The sequence below is a fragment of the Brevibacillus laterosporus DSM 25 genome (assembly GCF_002706795.1).
Taxonomy (GTDB): Bacteria; Bacillota; Bacilli; order Brevibacillales; family Brevibacillaceae; genus Brevibacillus_B; species Brevibacillus_B laterosporus.
On the sequence record NZ_CP017705.1, the window covers coordinates 3,714,822 to 3,732,855 of the forward strand.

At 40.7% G+C, this 18,034-nt stretch carries 18 protein-coding genes and 1 pseudogene; 15 read left to right on the forward strand and 4 right to left on the reverse strand.

Features of this window, described 5'->3' with window-relative positions; all coding sequences use genetic code 11:
- The first annotated feature begins 20 nt into the window (after nt 1-20).
- The 5 genes and pseudogenes from mtaB to BrL25_RS25770 all read left to right on the forward strand — a co-directional run.
- Complete coding sequence (gene mtaB / locus BrL25_RS17650) at nt 21-1,382, forward strand: tRNA (N(6)-L-threonylcarbamoyladenosine(37)-C(2))-methylthiotransferase MtaB (protein WP_018672903.1); 1,362 nt, start codon at nt 21-23, stop codon at nt 1,380-1,382.
- Nucleotides 1,379-1,810, forward strand: coding sequence for an NUDIX hydrolase (locus tag BrL25_RS17655; RefSeq protein WP_018672902.1), 432 nt, complete (start codon nt 1,379-1,381; stop codon nt 1,808-1,810). Before mtaB ends, BrL25_RS17655 begins: the two co-directional genes overlap by 4 nt.
- Nucleotides 1,811-2,085: 275 nt before the next feature.
- Nucleotides 2,086-2,466: a CidA/LrgA family protein gene (locus tag BrL25_RS17660; protein ID WP_018672901.1), complete on the forward strand. Its 381-nt coding sequence runs from the start codon at nt 2,086-2,088 to the stop codon at nt 2,464-2,466.
- Between the two features lie 5 nt (nt 2,467-2,471).
- A complete protein-coding gene (locus tag BrL25_RS17665; RefSeq protein WP_026315271.1) occupies nt 2,472-3,143 on the forward strand; it encodes an LrgB family protein in 672 nt (223 codons plus the stop codon).
- A gap of 96 nt (nt 3,144-3,239) precedes the next feature.
- Nucleotides 3,240-3,404, forward strand: a pseudogene (locus BrL25_RS25770) (GNAT family N-acetyltransferase); the annotation flags it as partial.
- A gap of 102 nt (nt 3,405-3,506) precedes the next feature.
- Here the strand turns inward: BrL25_RS25770 and BrL25_RS17675 are convergent.
- Nucleotides 3,507-4,439: a Na/Pi cotransporter family protein gene (locus tag BrL25_RS17675; protein ID WP_018672899.1), complete on the reverse strand. Its 933-nt coding sequence runs from the start codon at nt 4,437-4,439 to the stop codon at nt 3,507-3,509.
- Nucleotides 4,440-4,525: 86 nt separating this feature from the next.
- Here BrL25_RS17675 and BrL25_RS17680 point away from each other — a divergent pair, with 86 nt between their 5' ends.
- From BrL25_RS17680 to BrL25_RS17685, 3 genes are all read left to right on the forward strand, one after another.
- Nucleotides 4,526-5,884 (forward strand): class I SAM-dependent rRNA methyltransferase, encoded by a 1,359-nt coding sequence (locus BrL25_RS17680; RefSeq protein WP_018672898.1) that lies wholly within the window; start codon nt 4,526-4,528, stop codon nt 5,882-5,884.
- Between the two features lie 154 nt (nt 5,885-6,038).
- The gene (locus BrL25_RS25775) at nt 6,039-6,476 is read left to right on the forward strand and encodes an HTH domain-containing protein (protein WP_236848051.1); all 438 of its coding nucleotides are present in this window, start codon (nt 6,039-6,041) and stop codon (nt 6,474-6,476) included.
- A gap of 41 nt (nt 6,477-6,517) precedes the next feature.
- Nucleotides 6,518-7,384: an IS3 family transposase gene (locus BrL25_RS17685; protein WP_236848111.1), complete on the forward strand. Its 867-nt coding sequence runs from the start codon at nt 6,518-6,520 to the stop codon at nt 7,382-7,384.
- 211 nt (nt 7,385-7,595) lie between these two features.
- Here the strand turns inward: BrL25_RS17685 and BrL25_RS17690 are convergent, their stop codons facing one another.
- Nucleotides 7,596-8,198, reverse strand: a complete 603-nt coding sequence (locus BrL25_RS17690) for a dienelactone hydrolase family protein (protein ID WP_018674170.1) — start codon at nt 8,196-8,198, stop codon at nt 7,596-7,598.
- Between the two features lie 640 nt (nt 8,199-8,838).
- Here BrL25_RS17690 and BrL25_RS17695 point away from each other — a divergent pair.
- A complete protein-coding gene (locus BrL25_RS17695) occupies nt 8,839-9,987 on the forward strand; it encodes a D-alanine--D-alanine ligase (protein ID WP_018674172.1) in 1,149 nt (382 codons plus the stop codon).
- A 94-nt stretch (nt 9,988-10,081) separates the two neighbouring features.
- On the opposite strand, the gene BrL25_RS17700 is transcribed toward BrL25_RS17695, so the two are convergent.
- Nucleotides 10,082-10,612, reverse strand: a complete 531-nt coding sequence (locus BrL25_RS17700; protein WP_018674173.1) for a hypothetical protein — start codon at nt 10,610-10,612, stop codon at nt 10,082-10,084.
- 704 nt (nt 10,613-11,316) lie between these two features.
- Nucleotides 11,317-12,693: a UDP-N-acetylmuramoyl-tripeptide--D-alanyl-D-alanine ligase gene (locus tag BrL25_RS17705; protein ID WP_018674174.1), complete on the reverse strand. Its 1,377-nt coding sequence runs from the start codon at nt 12,691-12,693 to the stop codon at nt 11,317-11,319.
- A gap of 380 nt (nt 12,694-13,073) precedes the next feature.
- On the opposite strand from BrL25_RS17705, the gene rpsU reads away from it, so the two are divergent.
- The 6 genes from rpsU (at nt 13,074) to BrL25_RS17735 (ending at nt 17,899) form a co-directional block, all read left to right on the forward strand.
- The gene (gene rpsU / locus BrL25_RS17710; protein ID WP_018674175.1) at nt 13,074-13,247 is read left to right on the forward strand and encodes a 30S ribosomal protein S21; all 174 of its coding nucleotides are present in this window, start codon (nt 13,074-13,076) and stop codon (nt 13,245-13,247) included.
- A gap of 18 nt (nt 13,248-13,265) precedes the next feature.
- Complete coding sequence (locus tag BrL25_RS17715) at nt 13,266-13,712, forward strand: GatB/YqeY domain-containing protein (protein WP_018674176.1); 447 nt, start codon at nt 13,266-13,268, stop codon at nt 13,710-13,712.
- 202 nt (nt 13,713-13,914) lie between these two features.
- Nucleotides 13,915-15,264 (forward strand): NfeD family protein, encoded by a 1,350-nt coding sequence (locus BrL25_RS17720; protein WP_018674177.1) that lies wholly within the window; start codon nt 13,915-13,917, stop codon nt 15,262-15,264.
- Nucleotides 15,265-15,270: 6 nt separating this feature from the next.
- A complete protein-coding gene (floA, locus tag BrL25_RS17725; protein WP_018674178.1) occupies nt 15,271-16,266 on the forward strand; it encodes a flotillin-like protein FloA in 996 nt (331 codons plus the stop codon).
- Nucleotides 16,267-16,276: 10 nt separating this feature from the next.
- Nucleotides 16,277-16,921: a hypothetical protein gene (locus BrL25_RS17730; protein ID WP_018674179.1), complete on the forward strand. Its 645-nt coding sequence runs from the start codon at nt 16,277-16,279 to the stop codon at nt 16,919-16,921.
- 321 nt (nt 16,922-17,242) lie between these two features.
- Complete coding sequence (locus tag BrL25_RS17735) at nt 17,243-17,899, forward strand: spermine/spermidine synthase domain-containing protein (RefSeq protein ID WP_018674180.1); 657 nt, start codon at nt 17,243-17,245, stop codon at nt 17,897-17,899.
- Nucleotides 17,900-18,034: the final 135 nt, after the last annotated feature.

Consider the following 18,034-nt stretch of genomic DNA (forward strand, 5'->3'; position numbering starts at 1 on the left):
CAGTTGAAAGGAGGAGAGCAATGAATAAGGTTGCTTTCCATACATTGGGCTGCAAAGTAAACAGTTATGAAACAGAGGCGATTTGGAACCTGTTCAAGCAGAATGGCTATGAACGGGTTGACTTTGAGCAGGATGTAGCCGATGTATACATTATTAATACCTGTACGGTTACCAATACTGGTGACAAAAAAAGCCGTCAAGTGATTCGTCGTGCTATCCGTCGTAACCCCGAGGCGATTGTTGCTGTCACGGGATGCTATGCACAAACCTCACCAAAGGAGATAGCCGAAATTCCAGGTGTGGATATCGTGGTAGGTACACAAGGCCGCGATCGTTTATTGGAATATATCGCACAGATCCGTGGAGAACGTACACCGATCAACGCGGTAGGAAATATCATGAAAACACGTGAATTTGAAGAGTTGGATGTGCCTAACTTTACCGATCGTACGCGTGCTTCTCTTAAAATTCAAGAAGGCTGTAACAACTTCTGTACCTTCTGTATTATTCCGTGGGCACGTGGACTAATGCGTTCCCGTAAACCTGAGAGCGTCATCGAACAGGCCCAAAAACTAGTCGCAGAGGGATATCTTGAGATCGTTCTGACTGGTATCCACACAGGTGGATATGGAGAGGATCTAGAGGATTACAATCTGGCTAAGTTACTTGTTGAATTGGAAAAAGTGGAGGGCTTAAAACGTATTCGTATTAGTTCTATTGAAGCGAGTCAAATTACTGACGAGGTTGTCGCAGTTATTGACCGTTCCGAGAAGATTTGTCGTCATCTGCATGTACCACTACAAGCAGGCGATGATGCGGTATTAAAACGCATGCGTCGCAAATATACGACTGCAGAATTTATGGATCGAATTCGTAAAGTACGTAAGGCGTTACCTGGGGTTGCTATCACAACAGATGTTATTGTTGGATTCCCAGGCGAGACTGAGGAACAATTTGTAACGGGCTATAACTTTATTAAAGAACTAGGCTTTGCTGAGTTGCATGTCTTCCCGTACTCCATGCGCACAGGAACCCCTGCTGCACGCATGGAAGATCAAGTGGATGAAGAAGTGAAGAAGGAACGTGTAGCTAAACTTATTGAATTAAATCAACAGCTAGCTGTGGAATATGCACAACCATTCATCGGTGATGTATTAGAAATCATTCCTGAGCGTCCATATAAGGAAGACCCAACTAGCGGTAAGCTAATGGGTTATTCCGATAATTACTTGAACGTAGTGTTTGAAGGTACAGAGGATATGATTGGTAAAATTTGTAAAGTCCGTCTGGATGAGGTTGATGCTGAATATTGTTCAGGAACGTTCGTTCGAGTTTTGGAATCCCTACCTATCGAAATGGACAGCAAAGGAAAAGCAGTATGAAAGAAATCTCTGCAGGCGGCGTCGTCTATCGGAAACAAGATGGGGAGCTTACCTTATTGATGATTAAGGATCGTTTTGGCAAGGTAACGGTAGCGAAAGGTAAGCAAGAGCCAGGCGAGACTTTGATGGAGACGGCTATTCGAGAAATTGAAGAGGAAACGGGAATAAAAGGGGAACTAGGTCCATTATTAGAGATCGTTCACTACACCTACGAGCATCCGATTCAGCGAATACTGGTCGAAAAAGAAGTACACTATTATCTAGTCAAAGCGTTAACGGATCAAGTAACTGTTCAGGTAGAAGAAATAGATGCTGTGCAATGGCTCAAGCCAGAGGCTGCTTGGGAATTACACGAACAAGCTGGTTATGAGAATAACCGCAGTGTATTACAAAAAGCTTTGGATACCTTGGGAATTCAGGTCATATAGAACAATGGGAGCTCGACCAGAGATGGTTGGGCTTTTGTTGTCCAGTCGCCTTCAGTGGCAAGATAAGCCTCCTTTTTTAAGAGAGTGCAGGAAGATATAGGTGATTGTTGAGCTTGGCATTAAGGGAACAGTAAAAGAAAGTCGAGCAGCTCTGTAGAAAATCTAAGAAACCGCATACAAAAATGAACAATTAAGTATAGTGTTAAAAAAGGGTTTGTTCCGTAGCCCAACAGCGTTATGATAAAGAACGACAAATAGAAAAGGGAGTGGTAGGAATGTACGGATGGATCATCCTGTTTGCCTTTTACGGTATAGGTGTCATCTTTCATAATTACCTGTATATTCCTCTTCCAGGGAGTCTCATTGGGCTTATACTTTTGACAACAGGTCTGGTAACAAAGTTGATACCATTGCGATTAGTGGAAGGGGCAGCAGATTTTTTACTCAAAAACATGCTCTTGTTTTTTGTGCCTATAATAGTTGGGGTAACGCCTTATTTTCATTATTTGGAGCAAAAACCGCTTGCCATCCTTGTGGCATTGGTGGCAGGTCCTGTAGCTGTCATGATGGTAACCGGAATTGTGGTCCAAAAATGGCGTGACTGGGAAAAACGAAAAGAGGATGTACTTTTACAGCAAAGTGAACAGGGGGAATGATGAATATGTGGGAGGTTATCGCGATTCTCCTAACACTAGCTGGTTATATGGTGGCTAAAATGGTATCAAAAAAATATCCGTTTGTGCAGCCAATGATAGCAGCGTCAATATTAGTATGGTTGGTGTGGTGGCTCATCAATAGTGATTGGAAAGTATATGATAGAGGCGGTTCTTATATTTCTTTCTTTTTAGGTCCGGCAACAGTAGCATTAGCCATCCCATTGGCTAAACAATTTAAACAGGTATTGGAACTATGGAAAGCTATTCTAGCTGGTGTTGCTAGCGGATGCATTGTTGCCGTTTCTTCATCGTGGTTTATGGTTTGGATAATGGGAGGGGATCAAACCCTGATTCGTAGTATGATTTCTAAATCAGTCACGACTCCAATCTCAGTTGAATTGACTAATACGATTGGTGGAATTCCTGCATTGGCTGCCTTATTTACAGCTGTAACAGGTATTGTCGGGAGTTTGTTATATCGTCTTGTAATACGTGTGGGACGTATTTCAGATGATTGGGCCATTGGACTAGCTGTAGGAACCAGTGCTCATGCAGTAGGTACAGCAGGTATGATGAATCAGAGTCAACGAAAAGCAGCGGCGTCTAGCTTGGCAATGATTTTAGCGGGAATTATTACGTCTATTTATTTTATCCCGATTCAGATGCTACTTTCTTAACTATCGTGCAGTTCATTTGTTTTTGGCACCTATCTTGTAGCAAGAGGCTTTGCTTATAATGGTAGTAGAAATGATTTTGGTATTTTCTAATGCTATGTGCGTTGCGTAACGTCACCTGTCAACAAGGCTTCAATAGCCTATCACCAGAAAATGGGTTTTGAAATTGAACAAGGGGATACAGAAGTGGATTGTATTTCTGTTTTCACCGACTATGATGGAAAAAATGAATCTCGTGTTTTATTCGTGAAACAGTTAAGCTAATCAAATGAATGAAAAAGGTAAGTAACATATGGTGGAAAACCCATACGTACTTACCTTTTTGTTGTGATTCTACTTTTTTAGAAGAGGGAGCAAGGATAACGCTTATTTGTGTTCTGGGATTAACCACTGAATCCCTTTGGCTATGCTAGGAGCAAAAGGGAGAGCAATGACGGAACATAACAAATTAAAAATCGTTTGAGCATGAGCGATTTGCATCGAAGGATTGGTTGTCAGTAATCCTGCTAAATAAGCTAGCATTGAAACAAAGGGTAGGAATACAAGTCCCCCGACCACATTAAATAGCGTGTGGCACCATGCGACTTGCTTGGAAGCAGTGTTTGTACCGATGCTCGCAATGATTGCGGTGATACAGGTACCGATGTTACCACCTAGCACAATGGAAATGGCTGTGTCCATAGAAAAGACACCGTAGGATATTAATGTCATGGTAATGGCTGTTGTGGCAGCACTGCTGTGAACCAAAGCTGAAAAGACTGTACCAGTTAAGAGACCAATCCAAAGGGAGTGTTTGCTTTCAAGAAACAAGGTCCGGAACGTTTGTGAGTTTTCTAATGGCTTAGCAATGACTTGCATCGTATCAATGCCTAGAAAAATGAGGCCAAACCCGCCAACAATTAATCCTATTGCTTTTGATTTACGCTTAGGCTGTAGCCACATAGCCACTCCGATCAATAGCATAGGAACAGCAAAATCCTCAAGATGTAGAGCAATCAATTCTGTTGTAATAGTAGAACCTACATTGGTACCTAAAATAATTCCAATGGTCTGTGAGAAGCCAATAATGCCTGCCTGCGTGAGACCGATTGTTAAGACCGTAACAGCCGTGGAGCTTTGTAGAACAAAGGTAGAAAAAAGACCTGAAAAAAAACTATGTGTCGTTGAGCGGGTAAAACGTGTTATAATCAGTTCCATTCGCTGTCCTGCTAATTGATTAAAGCCGATTCGCATAGCGTACAGTCCAAGCAAAAAGAAACTGAGTCCCATGAAAAACGGCAACAAGATGTGATATAACATGGACAATTCAATTCCCCCCGTGAAAGGTACCTTATAAATACGCTATGCTTGTACAGAGACAAGCATGACTAGGAGGATATAGAGAAGTGACGAAAGTATTATTGCAACGAAATCGTAAAAAGCGTTTGGAAGCAGGGCATCCTTGGGTGTTTCAATCCGAAGTATTGGAGATTCAGGGAGATTTCCTAGCTGGTGATATCGTAGAAATTTGTAATCATCAAGGACATTTTTTAGCAAAGGGCTACATTAATCCCGATTCTCAGATGATTGTGCGCGTGATGAGCTATGATCCAAAAGAAGAGATCGATTATGACTTTTTTGTCCGTCGTTTCCGAGAGGCAAAAGAAATGCGTGAGCGCTTTGTAGAAAATCCTAGAGCTTGTCGCGTTATTTATGGAGAGGCAGATTTTCTACCAGGTCTCATTGTTGACCGCTATAACGATGTGCTGGTGATGCAAGTACTATCACTGGGTATGGATATCCGTCTCGACATGATTAAAATGGCATTAGTAGATGTATTTGAACCAACTGGTATTTATTTACGTAACGATGTGCCTGTGCGAGAGCTGGAAGGATTGGAACAAGGAAAAGGCGTGTTATATGGAGAGTGTCCAGCTGAGATTGAGATCGAGGAAAACGGTTTGAAATATGTAGTAGATATTGTGGAAGGGCAAAAAACTGGATTCTTCTACGATCAGCGAGAAAACCGAGCTGCTATTGCTCCGTTAATGACCGGCTGGGGAGAAAAACATGGGATCAAGGTTTTACCTGTGGGCGAAGATGATGAGCCCATCTACGATAAAAAGGGTAAAAAACGTGATGTGTTAGCAAAATTGGATGAAGCAGGTCAACCAGTCGAGCGTCCAGTAGATCGACGTGGTAAAGTGGTGAAGAATCCGTTCTGGGATGGAGCAGAGGTATTGGAATGCTTTACACATACCGGTTCCTTTACCCTAAATGCTTGTAAGCATGGTGCAAAGAAGGTAACAGCACTTGATATCTCAGAACATGCTATTGAAACAGCCAAACGTAATGTAGGTCTTAATGGATATTTGCATCGAGTTGATTTTGTTGTGGCTAATGCTTTTGATTACCTTCGTGAAAATGTTGAAGCAGGTAAGAACTGGGATGTTGTCATCCTCGACCCTCCAGCCTTCGCAAAATCGCGTGGTGCGGTAAAAGGTGCTTGCCGTGGTTATAAGGATATTAATTTACACGGCATGAAACTAGTTCGTCCAGGGGGGTACTTAGTAACAGCATCATGCTCATATCATATGTCACCAGATTTATTTATGGAAACGATTCAGCAAGCTGCATATGATGCGAAAAAGATTTTACGTTTAGTAGAATGGCGTGGTGCAGGAAAGGACCATCCACAAATTAGTGGAGCGGATGAAGGACACTATTTAAAATTTGCTATTTTTGAAGTAAGAGATCGTAAATAACAGAAGGAAATTGCTACTTCTGTAAGGAAAAAACGAAGCACCCTCTCACGATTAATGAACTGTGACCCGTAAGATGGACACTTTGAAAAAAGTGACCTTCTTACGGGTCTTTTGTGTTTTAATCAACTTATTAAAATAAAGCGAGGAAAGAATTGTGGAAAAAACAAGAGCTAATTCAAAGGTTTTCACGGAACAAGAAATGAAACATCTTGAAGCTAACCCTTATGTTCAGCATGTAACGTACAAAAGTATTACTTATGCACCAGCATTTAAGGTAGCAGCTGTCAAAGCGTATCAAGAGGGGCAAACACCTATGGAAATTTTTTGTGGTGCTGGTTTTGACATAGACGTTATTGGTCATGACAAACCAAAAACATGCTTAAAACGTTGGCGTAATGTGTATCAAATTCATGGAGAGATCGGCCTTTTAGAAGAACAACGTGGAAAGAAAAGTACGGGTAGACCCTCGACAACGGAGTTGTCCGTAGAGGAAAAGCTTAAACGAGCTGAGGCACGTATCAAGTTTTTAGAGGCGGAGAACGACTTTTTAAAAAAGCTTGACGCGCTCGAAAAGCAGAAGTTGCAGAGGTAACGTTATCCCCCTCCGAGCGCTATCAAATCATTAATCGCACCATACGTCAGTACAATTTGCGTGATGTAACACGATATCTTTGTAAACTTGCATGTGTTAGTGCGAGTGGCTACTACCGTTGGCTTCGTGCGGAGAAAATTCGACAGCTACGAGAGGATGCGGACGAGCATGACATTAAACTTATCAAGAAGCACTTTGACGCTCTTCATGGTAAAGCAGGAGCATTAGTTATTAAGATGCGACTTGAGCGTGAAAGTGGAGTGATCATGAATCATAAAAAGATTCGTCGATTGATGCGAAAGTATAAACTTGTTGCTACCATTCGCCAAGCCAATCCCTATAGAAAATTAGCTAAGGCAACACAAGAGTACCAAACATGTCCCAACCTGTTGCAACGTCAGTTTGATCAGGGAGAACCTGAAAAAGTGCTGCTCACCGATATTACGTATATGTATTACGGTAATGGTCAATGTGCCTACCTGTCGGTAGTCAAGGATGGGGCAACAAAACAGATTTTAGCTCACTATCTTTCTTCATCTTTAAAGCTTCCATTGGTGAGGATTACTTTGAAACGACTGTTCCAACGTCTAGATGGCAACATTCACCCCGAAGCCATTCTACACTCAGACCAAGGTTTGCATTATACCCACTTTAAAACCCGTCGCTTAATCAAGAAAGCAGGCTTTAGGCAGTCCATGTCCCGTAAGGGAAACTGTTGGGATAATGCTTCAATGGAAACCTTTTTTGGTCATATGAAAGACGATTTGGAATATAAGACATGTCAAACGATACAAGAGTGGAGGGATCGAGTAGACAGTTACATTGATTATTACAATTCTGAACGTTACCAGTGGTCATTAAAAAAGATGACCCCTGATGAATTCAGAAGTCATCTTTTAGCTGCCTAGTTAGGTATTCTTTTAAAACTGTCTACAAATAGGGTCACAGTTCATAAAGCTGAAATGGGTGCTTTTTTATTTATGCACAACTCATAAATTACTAAGCAGTATATTCACAGGGGTGTTTAGGAAATATTTTGTTACATCTGTTTTCCTACTGTCGCTTTAGTTGATGTTCTCAATTGTAGCTTTGAAGAAAATGGCTTGAGCAAATTCTGTTTTACTTCGTTACGTTACACAAAAATTTGTGTACATCCTCATTTGCTATCCTGACAGCATTTGGCTGATAGTGATTGGAATATGGGTTACTAAAACCATGAAGAGCTGGATACTGTTTTAAGATAACTTGTGAGCTTTTGGATAGTGTTTGCAATAAAACAGAGAGATCGAATGCAGGTTCAGACTGCCCGTAAACGAGAAGGACAGGGACTTTCGGAGTGATGTTTGTATATTGTCGGATACGCGAACCATAAAAACCAACGATCCCATCACATAATCCGACGTACTCCGTTAGTAACCAAGCGACTGTTGCGCCAACGCTGAAACCCATCACAACGATGTGTTGGTATAAAGGACGTTGTAATCGTAGTACTTCAACTACTTGTTCAGAGGCTCTTTCAAAACCAATAGACATAAAATATTGGTAAGCCCGATCTTCTTCCTTTTGTGGAAAAGAAGTTGTTTCTTTGTACCATGAAGGGCAGAGTACATCCCACGATTGAGTGGCATACTGTTGGCAGACATCCAGCATGTGCTGATTAAGTCCATATATCTCAGGTAGAATTACAAGCAATCTTTTTTCGCCGCTACGTAAGAAGTACATAAGGAACAGCCTTCTTTCTAATCCAATTAATTTGTCCATCATATCAAACGTAACATTATTCTGACAACAAATTTGACATATGGTTATGAAGTATTAGTTCTATCATGCTATTTACTTGCTCTTTGCTATAATTTTGGTTATTCAGGATTTGAATTTTTTTAGTTTGATTTAAAATGCAGTGAAATATCATAAATTGTATTTAATGATGAATGGAAATGACGTAATTATTTTTACATTACGTTTTGCATAATTTAATTTATTTCCTTCTTTATTTTGAAGAAGTATCAGATCAACTGCTAGTTGCTTCAAGCCGTGTCTTACTCCTTTTTTGTTCTCCACCTCATACTTTTATCTAAGTCAAAATGATTCATATCCCTATGCATGTATCTTGATCATAAGTGCTCTATTTTTGCGAAAGATCGCAATGTTTATAGGTTGATACCGAGCTCCAGTAGCTATCTTTACTAGAAAAGATTTTTAAGTCTTCTTAGAATTAACCCCATTCACCCTTGTCAGCCACAGTAACATTTTGTATGCTGAGAAAGGAAAATACGTGGCAAAAGCACTTTTTAGGCTGTAAGCATAATAATAAGGATTAAGTGAAACAGCCGTGTTGAACAGAAGGGAAAGGGGCATATACATGAAAAACAAAATCCGATTGGGTATTATTTACGGAGGAAAGACATCTGAGCATGAGGTATCGCTCTCGACGGCCCTTTCTATTATGAAGGCAGTAGATCAAAATAAATATGAAGTACAACCAATTTATGTACAAATGGATGGCACCTGGTTAAAAGGAGGACCTATCGCTGGTCAAGTACTCGAAAATGTAAATGCATTGCGTTTAGGTGGGGGGATTTCTCTTGGTCATCATGACAATAATCAAGAGGAGCAAGCGAAAATAACTCATGTGGGTAACCAATCATTGGTCGGTAATCCAGCTAATGTGATGTCTATTCATCAGGAGGTAGATGTTATTTTTCCAGTGATTCATGGACCAAATGGTGAGGACGGCACTGTACAAGGTTTATTGGAATTAGCAGGTATTCCTTATGTTGGTACAGGAGTTATGGCATCTGCAGTGGGAATGGATAAATTAATGATGAAAAATGTTTTTGCTCAAGCAGGTCTTGATCAAGTTGATTACATGGGCTTTTTACGTTCTCAAATCGAGCGTGATGTAGATAGCGTTATGAATCAGATTGAACAAAAACTGGGATATCCTTGTTTTGTAAAGCCAGCCAACATGGGTTCAAGCGTAGGGATTACTAAAGCGAAAGACCGCGAAGATTTGCGTGGAGCTTTGGAACTTGCTTGCAAATTTGACCGTCGTATTATTATTGAAGAGTTCATTAAAGCTCGTGAGGTAGAAATTGGCGTATTGGGAAATGAAGAATTGCGTACCTCCGTTATTGGCGAAGTTATTGCAGCAAAAGAATTTTATGATTATGAAGCGAAATATAAAGGTGGAGGTACTGATCTCAAAATCCCTGCTGATTTACCACAGCAAGTAGCGGATCGTATTGCTGAGATGGCGAAGACGGCATTTCAGGCTTTGGATGGTTCTGGTCTATCCCGTGTTGATTTCTTCTATGATGAGGAAAATGACCGTGTGGTGATTAATGAGGTTAATACGATGCCAGGCTTTACACCATTTAGCATGTATCCTATGTTATTTGCAGAAGCAGGGATTCCGTATGCCGAACTAATTGATCGACTTGTCCAACTTGGACTAGAACGTTACGAAGAAAAACAAAGAAATATTGTGGCAGCAGAAGAGTTAGAATAAAGCGGGAGCCTTCTCAATTTGGGAAGGCTTTTTTTCTTAACGTATTATTTTAATTTTAGATGGTTATTGTTGATTCATTTTATTGGAACATTGGTTAAGTAGCATAACGTCCGAATTTTTTGCTATCTATTTTTTTATTAATAGTTTTTAGGATAGCTAGGATATCCTGTGTTTGGTTCTCTTCAATGCGCTGAAGGAGGTGTGTATGATCGGTTTGGACAGCCTTCATATCATGAATTTCTTTCTTGATAGTACCTAAATCACTTCTAATGACATTTGATTCAGATTTGATTAGATCTAAGTCTTTTTTGATACCATTTGATTCGGATTTGATCAAATCTAAGTCTTTTTTAATACCATATGATTCAGATTTGATTAGATCTAAGTCTTTTTTAATACCATATGATTCAGATTTGATCCTATCTATATCTTTTTTAATACGACCTGATTCTTGTTTTACAATGTTTAACTCTGTTTCGATATTACTCATCTTTGATTTAATCCCACTCAACTCTTTTTTTATGTCCTTCGTTTCTATTTGAGTAACTTTAATTTCATGGTTCATACTGTCGAGTTTAGCATTAATTCCTTGTAAAGCTTCCACTACTGATATTCGAAACTCCATGCTTATCCCCTCCAAGCTTGATTCTAACGTACAATATCTTAAGGGGTGACTGCAATAATAAAACAAGCTAAAAACAAGATTTTCCTAACTTCTAGACGTTTAATTTGGTAAAGACCTCTTTGTTCACATGTTTTTTATTAGGTAGAATGTGAAAAAGCCCTCTCTAAGAAGGCCGTATGAATCACTTTTATGCCTAGGAGACTCTATCTCAGCAGGTGTTGTACCTGGTGTTTATTACCTTCTTTCCTTGGTTTAATCTGATCCACCACCTCCAGAATCACTACTTCCGGAGTCGTTACAGCTACCCCAGCTATCGCTAGATGATACATCCCCACAATCTGGTTGAGTATCATTTTGGGACCAAAAAGTGGAAGAGCTAGTTGAAGACGAATAATGACTTGTTGATTGTGAATGGGATTGACTACGTTTAAGTAAGAAGGGGACAAGGATTAAAAATAGAATGATAAGCACAATAGTGACTAACAATATTTGGCCTCCAATCATTTTAATGAGGGGGGAGATTAGTTTTCTTCCCCACTATGTATAACGTTTGTTTTAATAGGAAGTTTCAGATAATTTGTAGTTAGTTATTACAGGATTTATATAAAAAAGCACCTCTTTCAGCATAAAGAACAGACGCTGGAAGAAATGCTTTTCTGAAACAATTCAAGCAACATGTATGACGCATCTTGGGAGTAAGTAAATTAAATTTCCTGCAATGAAGGTAGTAGTGTTTCCAGTTTCATGCCCCGGGAAGCTTTTAATAACACGGCAGAATGTGGTTTCAATAAAGAACGTAGGTAAACCATAGCTTCTTCCTTAGAGCTAAAATGATGGCTCTCTCCCGTAAAGTGTTCCCCAATAAATCGTGAATCCTCTCCGATTGTTACCATGCAAGTAAAGCAATCATCCCACTTTGATACATATTCTCCAACTCCTGCGTGCAATGCCTGACTATCTGAGCCTAATTCCAAGAGATCAGCTAATATTAATACTTTGGTACGGTCTTGAAAAAGGTCTGCAAAGTTTTCAATAGAAGCTTTCATTGATAAGGGATTGGCGTTGTAAGCATCGTTGACGATAATCATACCGTTTTGAGATGTATGGATTTCAAAGCGCATGCCTGAGATGCTTAAGGTCTTCATTGCTTGTTGAATCTCCTCAAAGCTCATTCCTTGTTCGCGTGCAATTCCGATAGCTGGTAAAGCATTGGATACATTATATGTACCAAATAGTGGCATAAATACACGCAGGCTTTGTTGATCTTCAAAGTGTACAGTGAAGTGGGTACCCTTATCATCTGTAACTAAATCCGACGCCCATAGATCAGCAGGTTCTTCCACAGAATAATAGCAAATTGGGCTATCAGATAAGTGCTTAACTTTCTGGAGGTATTCGTTATCTCCATTTAGGTAAACACGGCCTGTGGGGGCTGTATGAGGCAATAGTTCTGCTTTTGCTAGGGCGATTTTTTCAAGCGTCCCAAAATACTCCATATGAGCTTCACCAATACTTGTAATCACACTATAGGTTGGTTTTGTAATAGAAGCTAATAAATCAATCTCTCCAGCGTGGCTCATGCCAAGCTCCAGAACCGCAACTTCATGAGTATTATCGAGATGCAATAAGGAAAAGGGAAGGCCGATATGATTGTTAAAGTTTTTATACGTACTACAGATTGGGCGTGTACTAGCTAAAAGATGAGAAACCATATCTTTCGTAGTTGTCTTGCCTGTACTGCCTGTAACGGCAATGAATGGAATAGAAAACTGATTTCGATAAGCACTTGCTATCTTTTGAAATGCTGTCAAAGTATCATTTACAAGTATCAGACCGAAATCTTTTGGGAGAGTAGCCGGAACTTTGGATAAGTCGGATACGAGAGTAGCAATTGCTCCAGATTCATGTGCCTGCTTGATAAAATCATGTCCATCGCGTGCTTCTACCAATGGAACAAATAAACTGTCTGGGTGTAATTGACGACTGTCAAAATGAGCACTGGTTACATTGGCTTCAGGATTCCCTTGAACAAGGATTCCTTGCGCCATCTTAGTGATGGTATTTAAAGTGGTTGGTAACATAGTTTTATTCTCTCCTTGTCATCATTTCTGCTAAGTCCACAGATAACGATGGGTATAACCGATATGGATAAAAAAATAGCCTAATAGAAGGCATCCCACGTCATGCTAACACGGTGGACGCAATGCCGCAATAGCAAGAGCATGTAAAGTGGATAAAATGGGAATAGGAGCATGCGTCTATTGCGATAGCTGTTTCTATAAGGTATGATAATAGTGAGCCTTGCTTGAAGAATCTTTGTAAAAGATACCCAAGCAAGTTTTTTGGTTGAGGGTTGGAAAAAGGTTGACCTAACGCCCTTCACTGATTTATAATGTAGTCTGACAGTCTGTAGAACAATGAACAGTTGTCCCACGGTTTCAAGCGGAGGGAGGGAAAATAGATGGCAGAAGTACGCATTAGAAAAAATGAATCTTTGGAGAGCGCGCTTCGTCGTTTTAAGCGTGAAAATGCTAAAGCTGGAGTGTTGGCTGAGCTTCGTAAGCGTCGCCACTTTGAAAAGCCTAGCATTGCTCGCAAGAAAAAATCCGAAGCGGCTCGTAAACGTAAGTTCTAATTAACGGGAGGGCTCATCATGAGTGTAATGGAGCAACTCAATCACGATATGAAGCAAGCGATGAAGGACAAATCGGCCTTAAAGCTCTCCGTTATTCGCATGGTCAAAGCCACCATTAAAAACGAAGAGATTAAGCTGGGTCGAGATCTGTCCGACGATGAAGTGCTGACTATCTTGACCCGTGAGTTAAAGCAACGCCGTGACTCCCTCCATGAGTTTGAGAAAGCCGGTCGCGAGGATTTAGCGACAAAGACACGTGACGAAATGGATATTATATTGGCTTATATGCCTGCTCAATTAAGCGAAGAGGAGATTCGTCAAATCGTTCGCGAGGCTGTAGTTGCTGTTGGCGCTACTTCCAAGAAAGAGATGGGCAAAGTCATGGGAGCCATCATGCCTAAAGTAAAAGGCAAAGCTGACGGTAACCTTGTCCAACGAATCGTCTCTGAAGAATTACCTTCATAAGCAAATAAAATCCAGTCTCATGTAGGCTGGATTTTTTGCGGTAGAGTAGAATAAGTAGCCTTGTCAGATAGGGGATCCCCTTATCGACAAGGCTTTTCTTTGCTATTTCATGACTTTTACAACTTATTGAAACTTCCTTCCTATCTACTCGTATACCTACGTAAGATGTTACAAAACATGATAGGAAAGGAGGAATTGCACCTTGAGACAACATCTAGCCTTTACTCGCATGTTTGCCTGTATGCTTGCTTTGATGATGTTTGCTGGAGGGATATTAGCCTGGACGGCTTGGTCTCAGCCTGTAGAAGCGGCAGGTAAACGAGTTTTTTATGTGCCTGTTGAGCAAGATATCGAGCGCGGTCTTGAAAGCTTTTTGGGCCGTGCTTTCCAAGAAGCCAATGAACAACGTGCCGATGTCATTATACTTGACATTAATACTCCAGGTGGAGATGTGGTCTCGGCTGGCAATATCGGTGCATTGATTAGAAGTGCACCTATGAAAGTCGTTGCCTATATTAACAATCAGGCTTTTTCAGCAGGAACTTACATCGCCTTAAATGCGAATGAGATTGTGATGGAACCGGGAAGTAGTATCGGAGCTGCTGCACCGATTGATGTACAAGGGAACGCAGCTCCGGTGAAAATTACTTCTGGATGGGCTCAAATGATGGAGGAAGCTGCAAAATTAAACGGCAGGGATGCTTCCGTAGCGAAAGCGATGGTCTATATTGATCAGGATTTTGCTGGATTAAAAAAGAAGGGTGAAATTTTATCCCTTGGCGCTGAAGAAGCGCAGAGGCTAGGATATGCAGATAAAATTGTCCGTAGCAAGGCTGAGCTGTTTCAATATGTAGGAGTAAATGAGAGTGAGGTTTTACACATCTCTCCCACGCCTACTGAGAAGGTTGCAAGGTTTGTAACCAATCCTGTTGTCCTAAGCTGTCTATTGTTAATTGGGATGCTTGGAGTGATTATTGAGTTGTTTGCTCCTGGTTTTGGGGTTGCGGGTATTATTGGTATCTTGTCCTTTACACTCTATTTCTTCGGGCATTTTGTAGCGGGCTTTGCCAATTGGCTGGATATTGGTCTGTTTATAATTGGGGTCATTCTAATGATTCTAGAAATCTTTTTGCCGGGTGGCATTGTAGGCTTCCTTGGTTTTGCAAGCATGTCCACAGGTCTAGTATTAGCTGCTTATGATACTAAACAAGGGCTTACATCCCTGGGAATTGCAGCCATTATTACGCTTATTGTAGCTTTTATACTGGCTAAATATTTCGGATTAAGGGGAACCTGGAGTAAATTTGTTCTAAAAGAGGAGCAACATAAAGATACAGGGTATGTCGCTCCAAAAAATCAAAATGATCTACTTGGTAGAACAGGTGTAGCTTTAACCACTTTGCGTCCTGCTGGGGTAATCTTGATTGGCGAACAACGTATTGATGCTGTAAGTGCAGGTGGATACATTGCAGCTGGTAGCGCAATTAAAGTGGTTCAAGTAGAAGGAGCACGAATTGTCGTGCAAGAATGTAAAAATGAAAGTAAGGGGTAGATTTAGATGGACACAAGCATGATATCTTTCGTGTTTATGATCGCGGTTGTCATCATTGTATTGTCTGTTTTCTTTTCATTTGTACCGGTAATGCTTTGGATTTCTGCCTTAGCTTCAGGTGTTAGCGTAAGCATTCTAACATTGGTAGCGATGCGTTTGCGTCGTGTAACTCCCGCCCGTATCGTCAATCCATTAATTAAGGCACGTAAGGCTGGTCTTGACCTTAATACAAACCAATTAGAGAGTCACTTTTTAGCTGGTGGTAACGTTGATAGAGTGGTAGATGCTTTGGTAGCAGCTCAACGTGCAGATATTCCACTAGGCTTCGAACGTGCAGCAGCGATTGACTTAGCTGGTCGTGATGTATTGCAAGCAGTACAAATGAGCGTTAACCCGAAAGTGATTGAAACTCCAATTATCGCCGCAGTAGCGATGAATGGGATTGAAGTTCGTGCAAAGGCGAAAGTAACAGTGCGTGCGAATATTGATCGTTTAGTTGGTGGTGCTGGTGAAGAGACGATTATCGCTCGTGTCGGTGAAGGAATTGTTACTACTATCGGCTCGTCTAACAAACATAAAGATGTGTTAGAAAACCCAGATCTTATTTCTCAAACAGTATTAAACAAAGGTCTAGATGCAGGTACAGCTTTTGAGATTCTATCGATCGATATTGCGGACGTAGATGTAGGTAAAAATATTGGTGCTCAATTGCAAACAGACCAAGCAGAAGCTGACAAACGTATCGCTCAAGCAAAAGCGGAAGAACGTCGTGCAATGGCTGTGGCAACTGAGCAAGAGATGAAAGCGCGCGTTGAAGAGATGAAAGCAAAAGTAGTTGAATCCGAAGCGGAGGTACCACTTGCTTTGGCGGAAGCATTGCGTTCGGGTAAGCTAGGTGTTATGGATTATTACAACATGCAGAACATCATGGCAGATACTTCTATGAGAGAATCATTTGGTGACCCTGAAGGTACAAAGAAAAACGACATAGATAAGAAATAGGTGATGAGGCATGGAAACTCTCATCGAGCTGATCTTTTATTTGTTAACTGGTAAAAAGTTTGATAATAACAAGGGACCTAAGATGAATCCTATGCAACCTACGAATAGGAAGCCTGGAGAAATGCTACCACCATATCAACGGCAGGTAGTAAAAAGGGACCCAAGACAGGAAGCGCAACCAGGTGTGCTTGAGATTCCTTCAACGTCCCAATCAGAAAATCCAGCACCATATCATCCTGCCTCTACAAGTTCACCCTCAATGTCAACAGAATGGCAGGGTACTTTTCTGGAGGATCAACCTGAAACCCCCATACATTCAGAGAACGGCTCACCACAGGATGGAAGAACCGAGTTGGAAAAGCAACTTGGAGAAGGCCGATCAATGTTGGAGGAGAAGTATGAAGCAAACGCTACTCAGATGGTTATAGCACCTACTGAGCATAAAAACAGTAAGTTATTGAATGTTAAATTGCATGGGTCATCCATTCGTACATCACAGGAGCAAGCTATAGTCACAGCCAAAAGACAACCGGTTAAGCTAGCAGGAACAGCATTAGATGGTATGAGATGGGCGATCGTTTTAGGAAAGCCACGTAGTAAAGATCCACATCCTACGTCAGCTTTTAGTGGCTACAGAATGGGAAAGTATCGGTAGTGGAGTAATATTAGTTCCCTACTCTACAAAAGGACCTCGGGCATGATTGTCGCCCTGGGGTCCTTTTGTATTTATGATCAACAAGCTCAGCTAAGCTAAGCGTATAATAAGTAATAGGATTCCATGTTCTCTTCCTAATAAAAAGATAATGGCAACATTACTATGTAAGATTTTTGTTACTATGGATAGGAGATACAAGTGGTTGGTGGAAATGAGTAGCCGTCATGTACATAACTGACGCTTGTATGGCCTTCCAATACTTCACAGATATGATCCGTCGGAGTTTGATGAAGCCCATCTTTTCAAAGGGAGGATACGATCTTGCAACCAAACATTAAAATCTTAGAACGATGCTCTACACCACGCGGTGAAATTCAGCTTCAGTATCGAAATAACAATTATGAGATTATTAGCAATGGAACTTTTTTGATGGCAACTTATAATGGAGAATCAGAGCGTCTTATGGTTAAGGCATCTCTTGATTGCGTTCATAAGCCTCAAAAAATATTGATTGGTGGATTAGGTGTGGGATTTTCTCTTTCAGAAGCTTTAAGAAGCAACAGGGTAGAAGAGGTTGTAGTCGTAGAAATAGAGGAAAAGATCATTGAATGGAATAACCTATATTTTGCCGAATATTCGGATCATGCTCTCTCTGACTCTCGAACCCGTGTTGTAAAAGCAGATCTTCTCAAATGGATGCAGGAAACAAACGAAAAATTTGATGTGATTTGTCTCGATATTGACAATGGGCCGGATTGGACTGTTACAGAAGAAAACAATTCACTTTATAAGGAAGCAGGACTTAACACCTTACTTGGTTTGATGAACCCAGAGGGTGTTATTGCATTTTGGAGTGCTAATTCTTCAGAAGCTTTTGCTCTACGATTATCTGAGTATTTTAATGAAGTAGAGGAGTATACAGTAGAGGTAGAACGAGGAGTGCCAGATGTTGTCTATATCGCAAAATTACCTAAGTGATTAGAGAAATACATATAATAACGATAAGAAAAAGGGAATTATGAATCCCTTTAAGCCCTTAACCTTATAGGTAATAGAATATGAAATGGTTGAGAGGAACTTCGATAACGTGTAAGATAGTGCGACTTACTTAAA

Bases quoted from the DNA above. Each gene is read 5' to 3' on its own strand.
- BrL25_RS17655 (WP_018672902.1), top strand. From the start codon at position 1,379: ATGAAAGAAATCTCTGCAGGCGGCGTCGTCTATCGGAAACAAGATGGG.
- BrL25_RS17700 (WP_018674173.1), bottom strand. From the start codon at position 10,612: ATGGAGTTTCGAATATCAGTAGTGGAAGCTTTACAAGGAATTAATGCT.
- BrL25_RS17690 (WP_018674170.1), bottom strand. From the start codon at position 8,198: ATGTACTTCTTACGTAGCGGCGAAAAAAGATTGCTTGTAATTCTACCT.
- BrL25_RS17660 (WP_018672901.1), top strand. From the start codon at position 2,086: ATGTACGGATGGATCATCCTGTTTGCCTTTTACGGTATAGGTGTCATC.
- BrL25_RS17705 (WP_018674174.1), bottom strand. From the start codon at position 12,693: ATGTTACCAACCACTTTAAATACCATCACTAAGATGGCGCAAGGAATC.
- BrL25_RS17675 (WP_018672899.1), bottom strand. From the start codon at position 4,439: ATGTTATATCACATCTTGTTGCCGTTTTTCATGGGACTCAGTTTCTTT.
- BrL25_RS17665 (WP_026315271.1), top strand. From the start codon at position 2,472: ATGTGGGAGGTTATCGCGATTCTCCTAACACTAGCTGGTTATATGGTG.
- BrL25_RS17715 (WP_018674176.1), top strand. From the start codon at position 13,266: ATGAGTGTAATGGAGCAACTCAATCACGATATGAAGCAAGCGATGAAG.
- BrL25_RS17695 (WP_018674172.1), top strand. From the start codon at position 8,839: ATGAAAAACAAAATCCGATTGGGTATTATTTACGGAGGAAAGACATCT.
- rpsU (WP_018674175.1), top strand. From the start codon at position 13,074: ATGGCAGAAGTACGCATTAGAAAAAATGAATCTTTGGAGAGCGCGCTT.
- BrL25_RS17730 (WP_018674179.1), top strand. From the start codon at position 16,277: ATGGAAACTCTCATCGAGCTGATCTTTTATTTGTTAACTGGTAAAAAG.
- mtaB (WP_018672903.1), top strand. From the start codon at position 21: ATGAATAAGGTTGCTTTCCATACATTGGGCTGCAAAGTAAACAGTTAT.
- floA (WP_018674178.1), top strand. From the start codon at position 15,271: ATGGACACAAGCATGATATCTTTCGTGTTTATGATCGCGGTTGTCATC.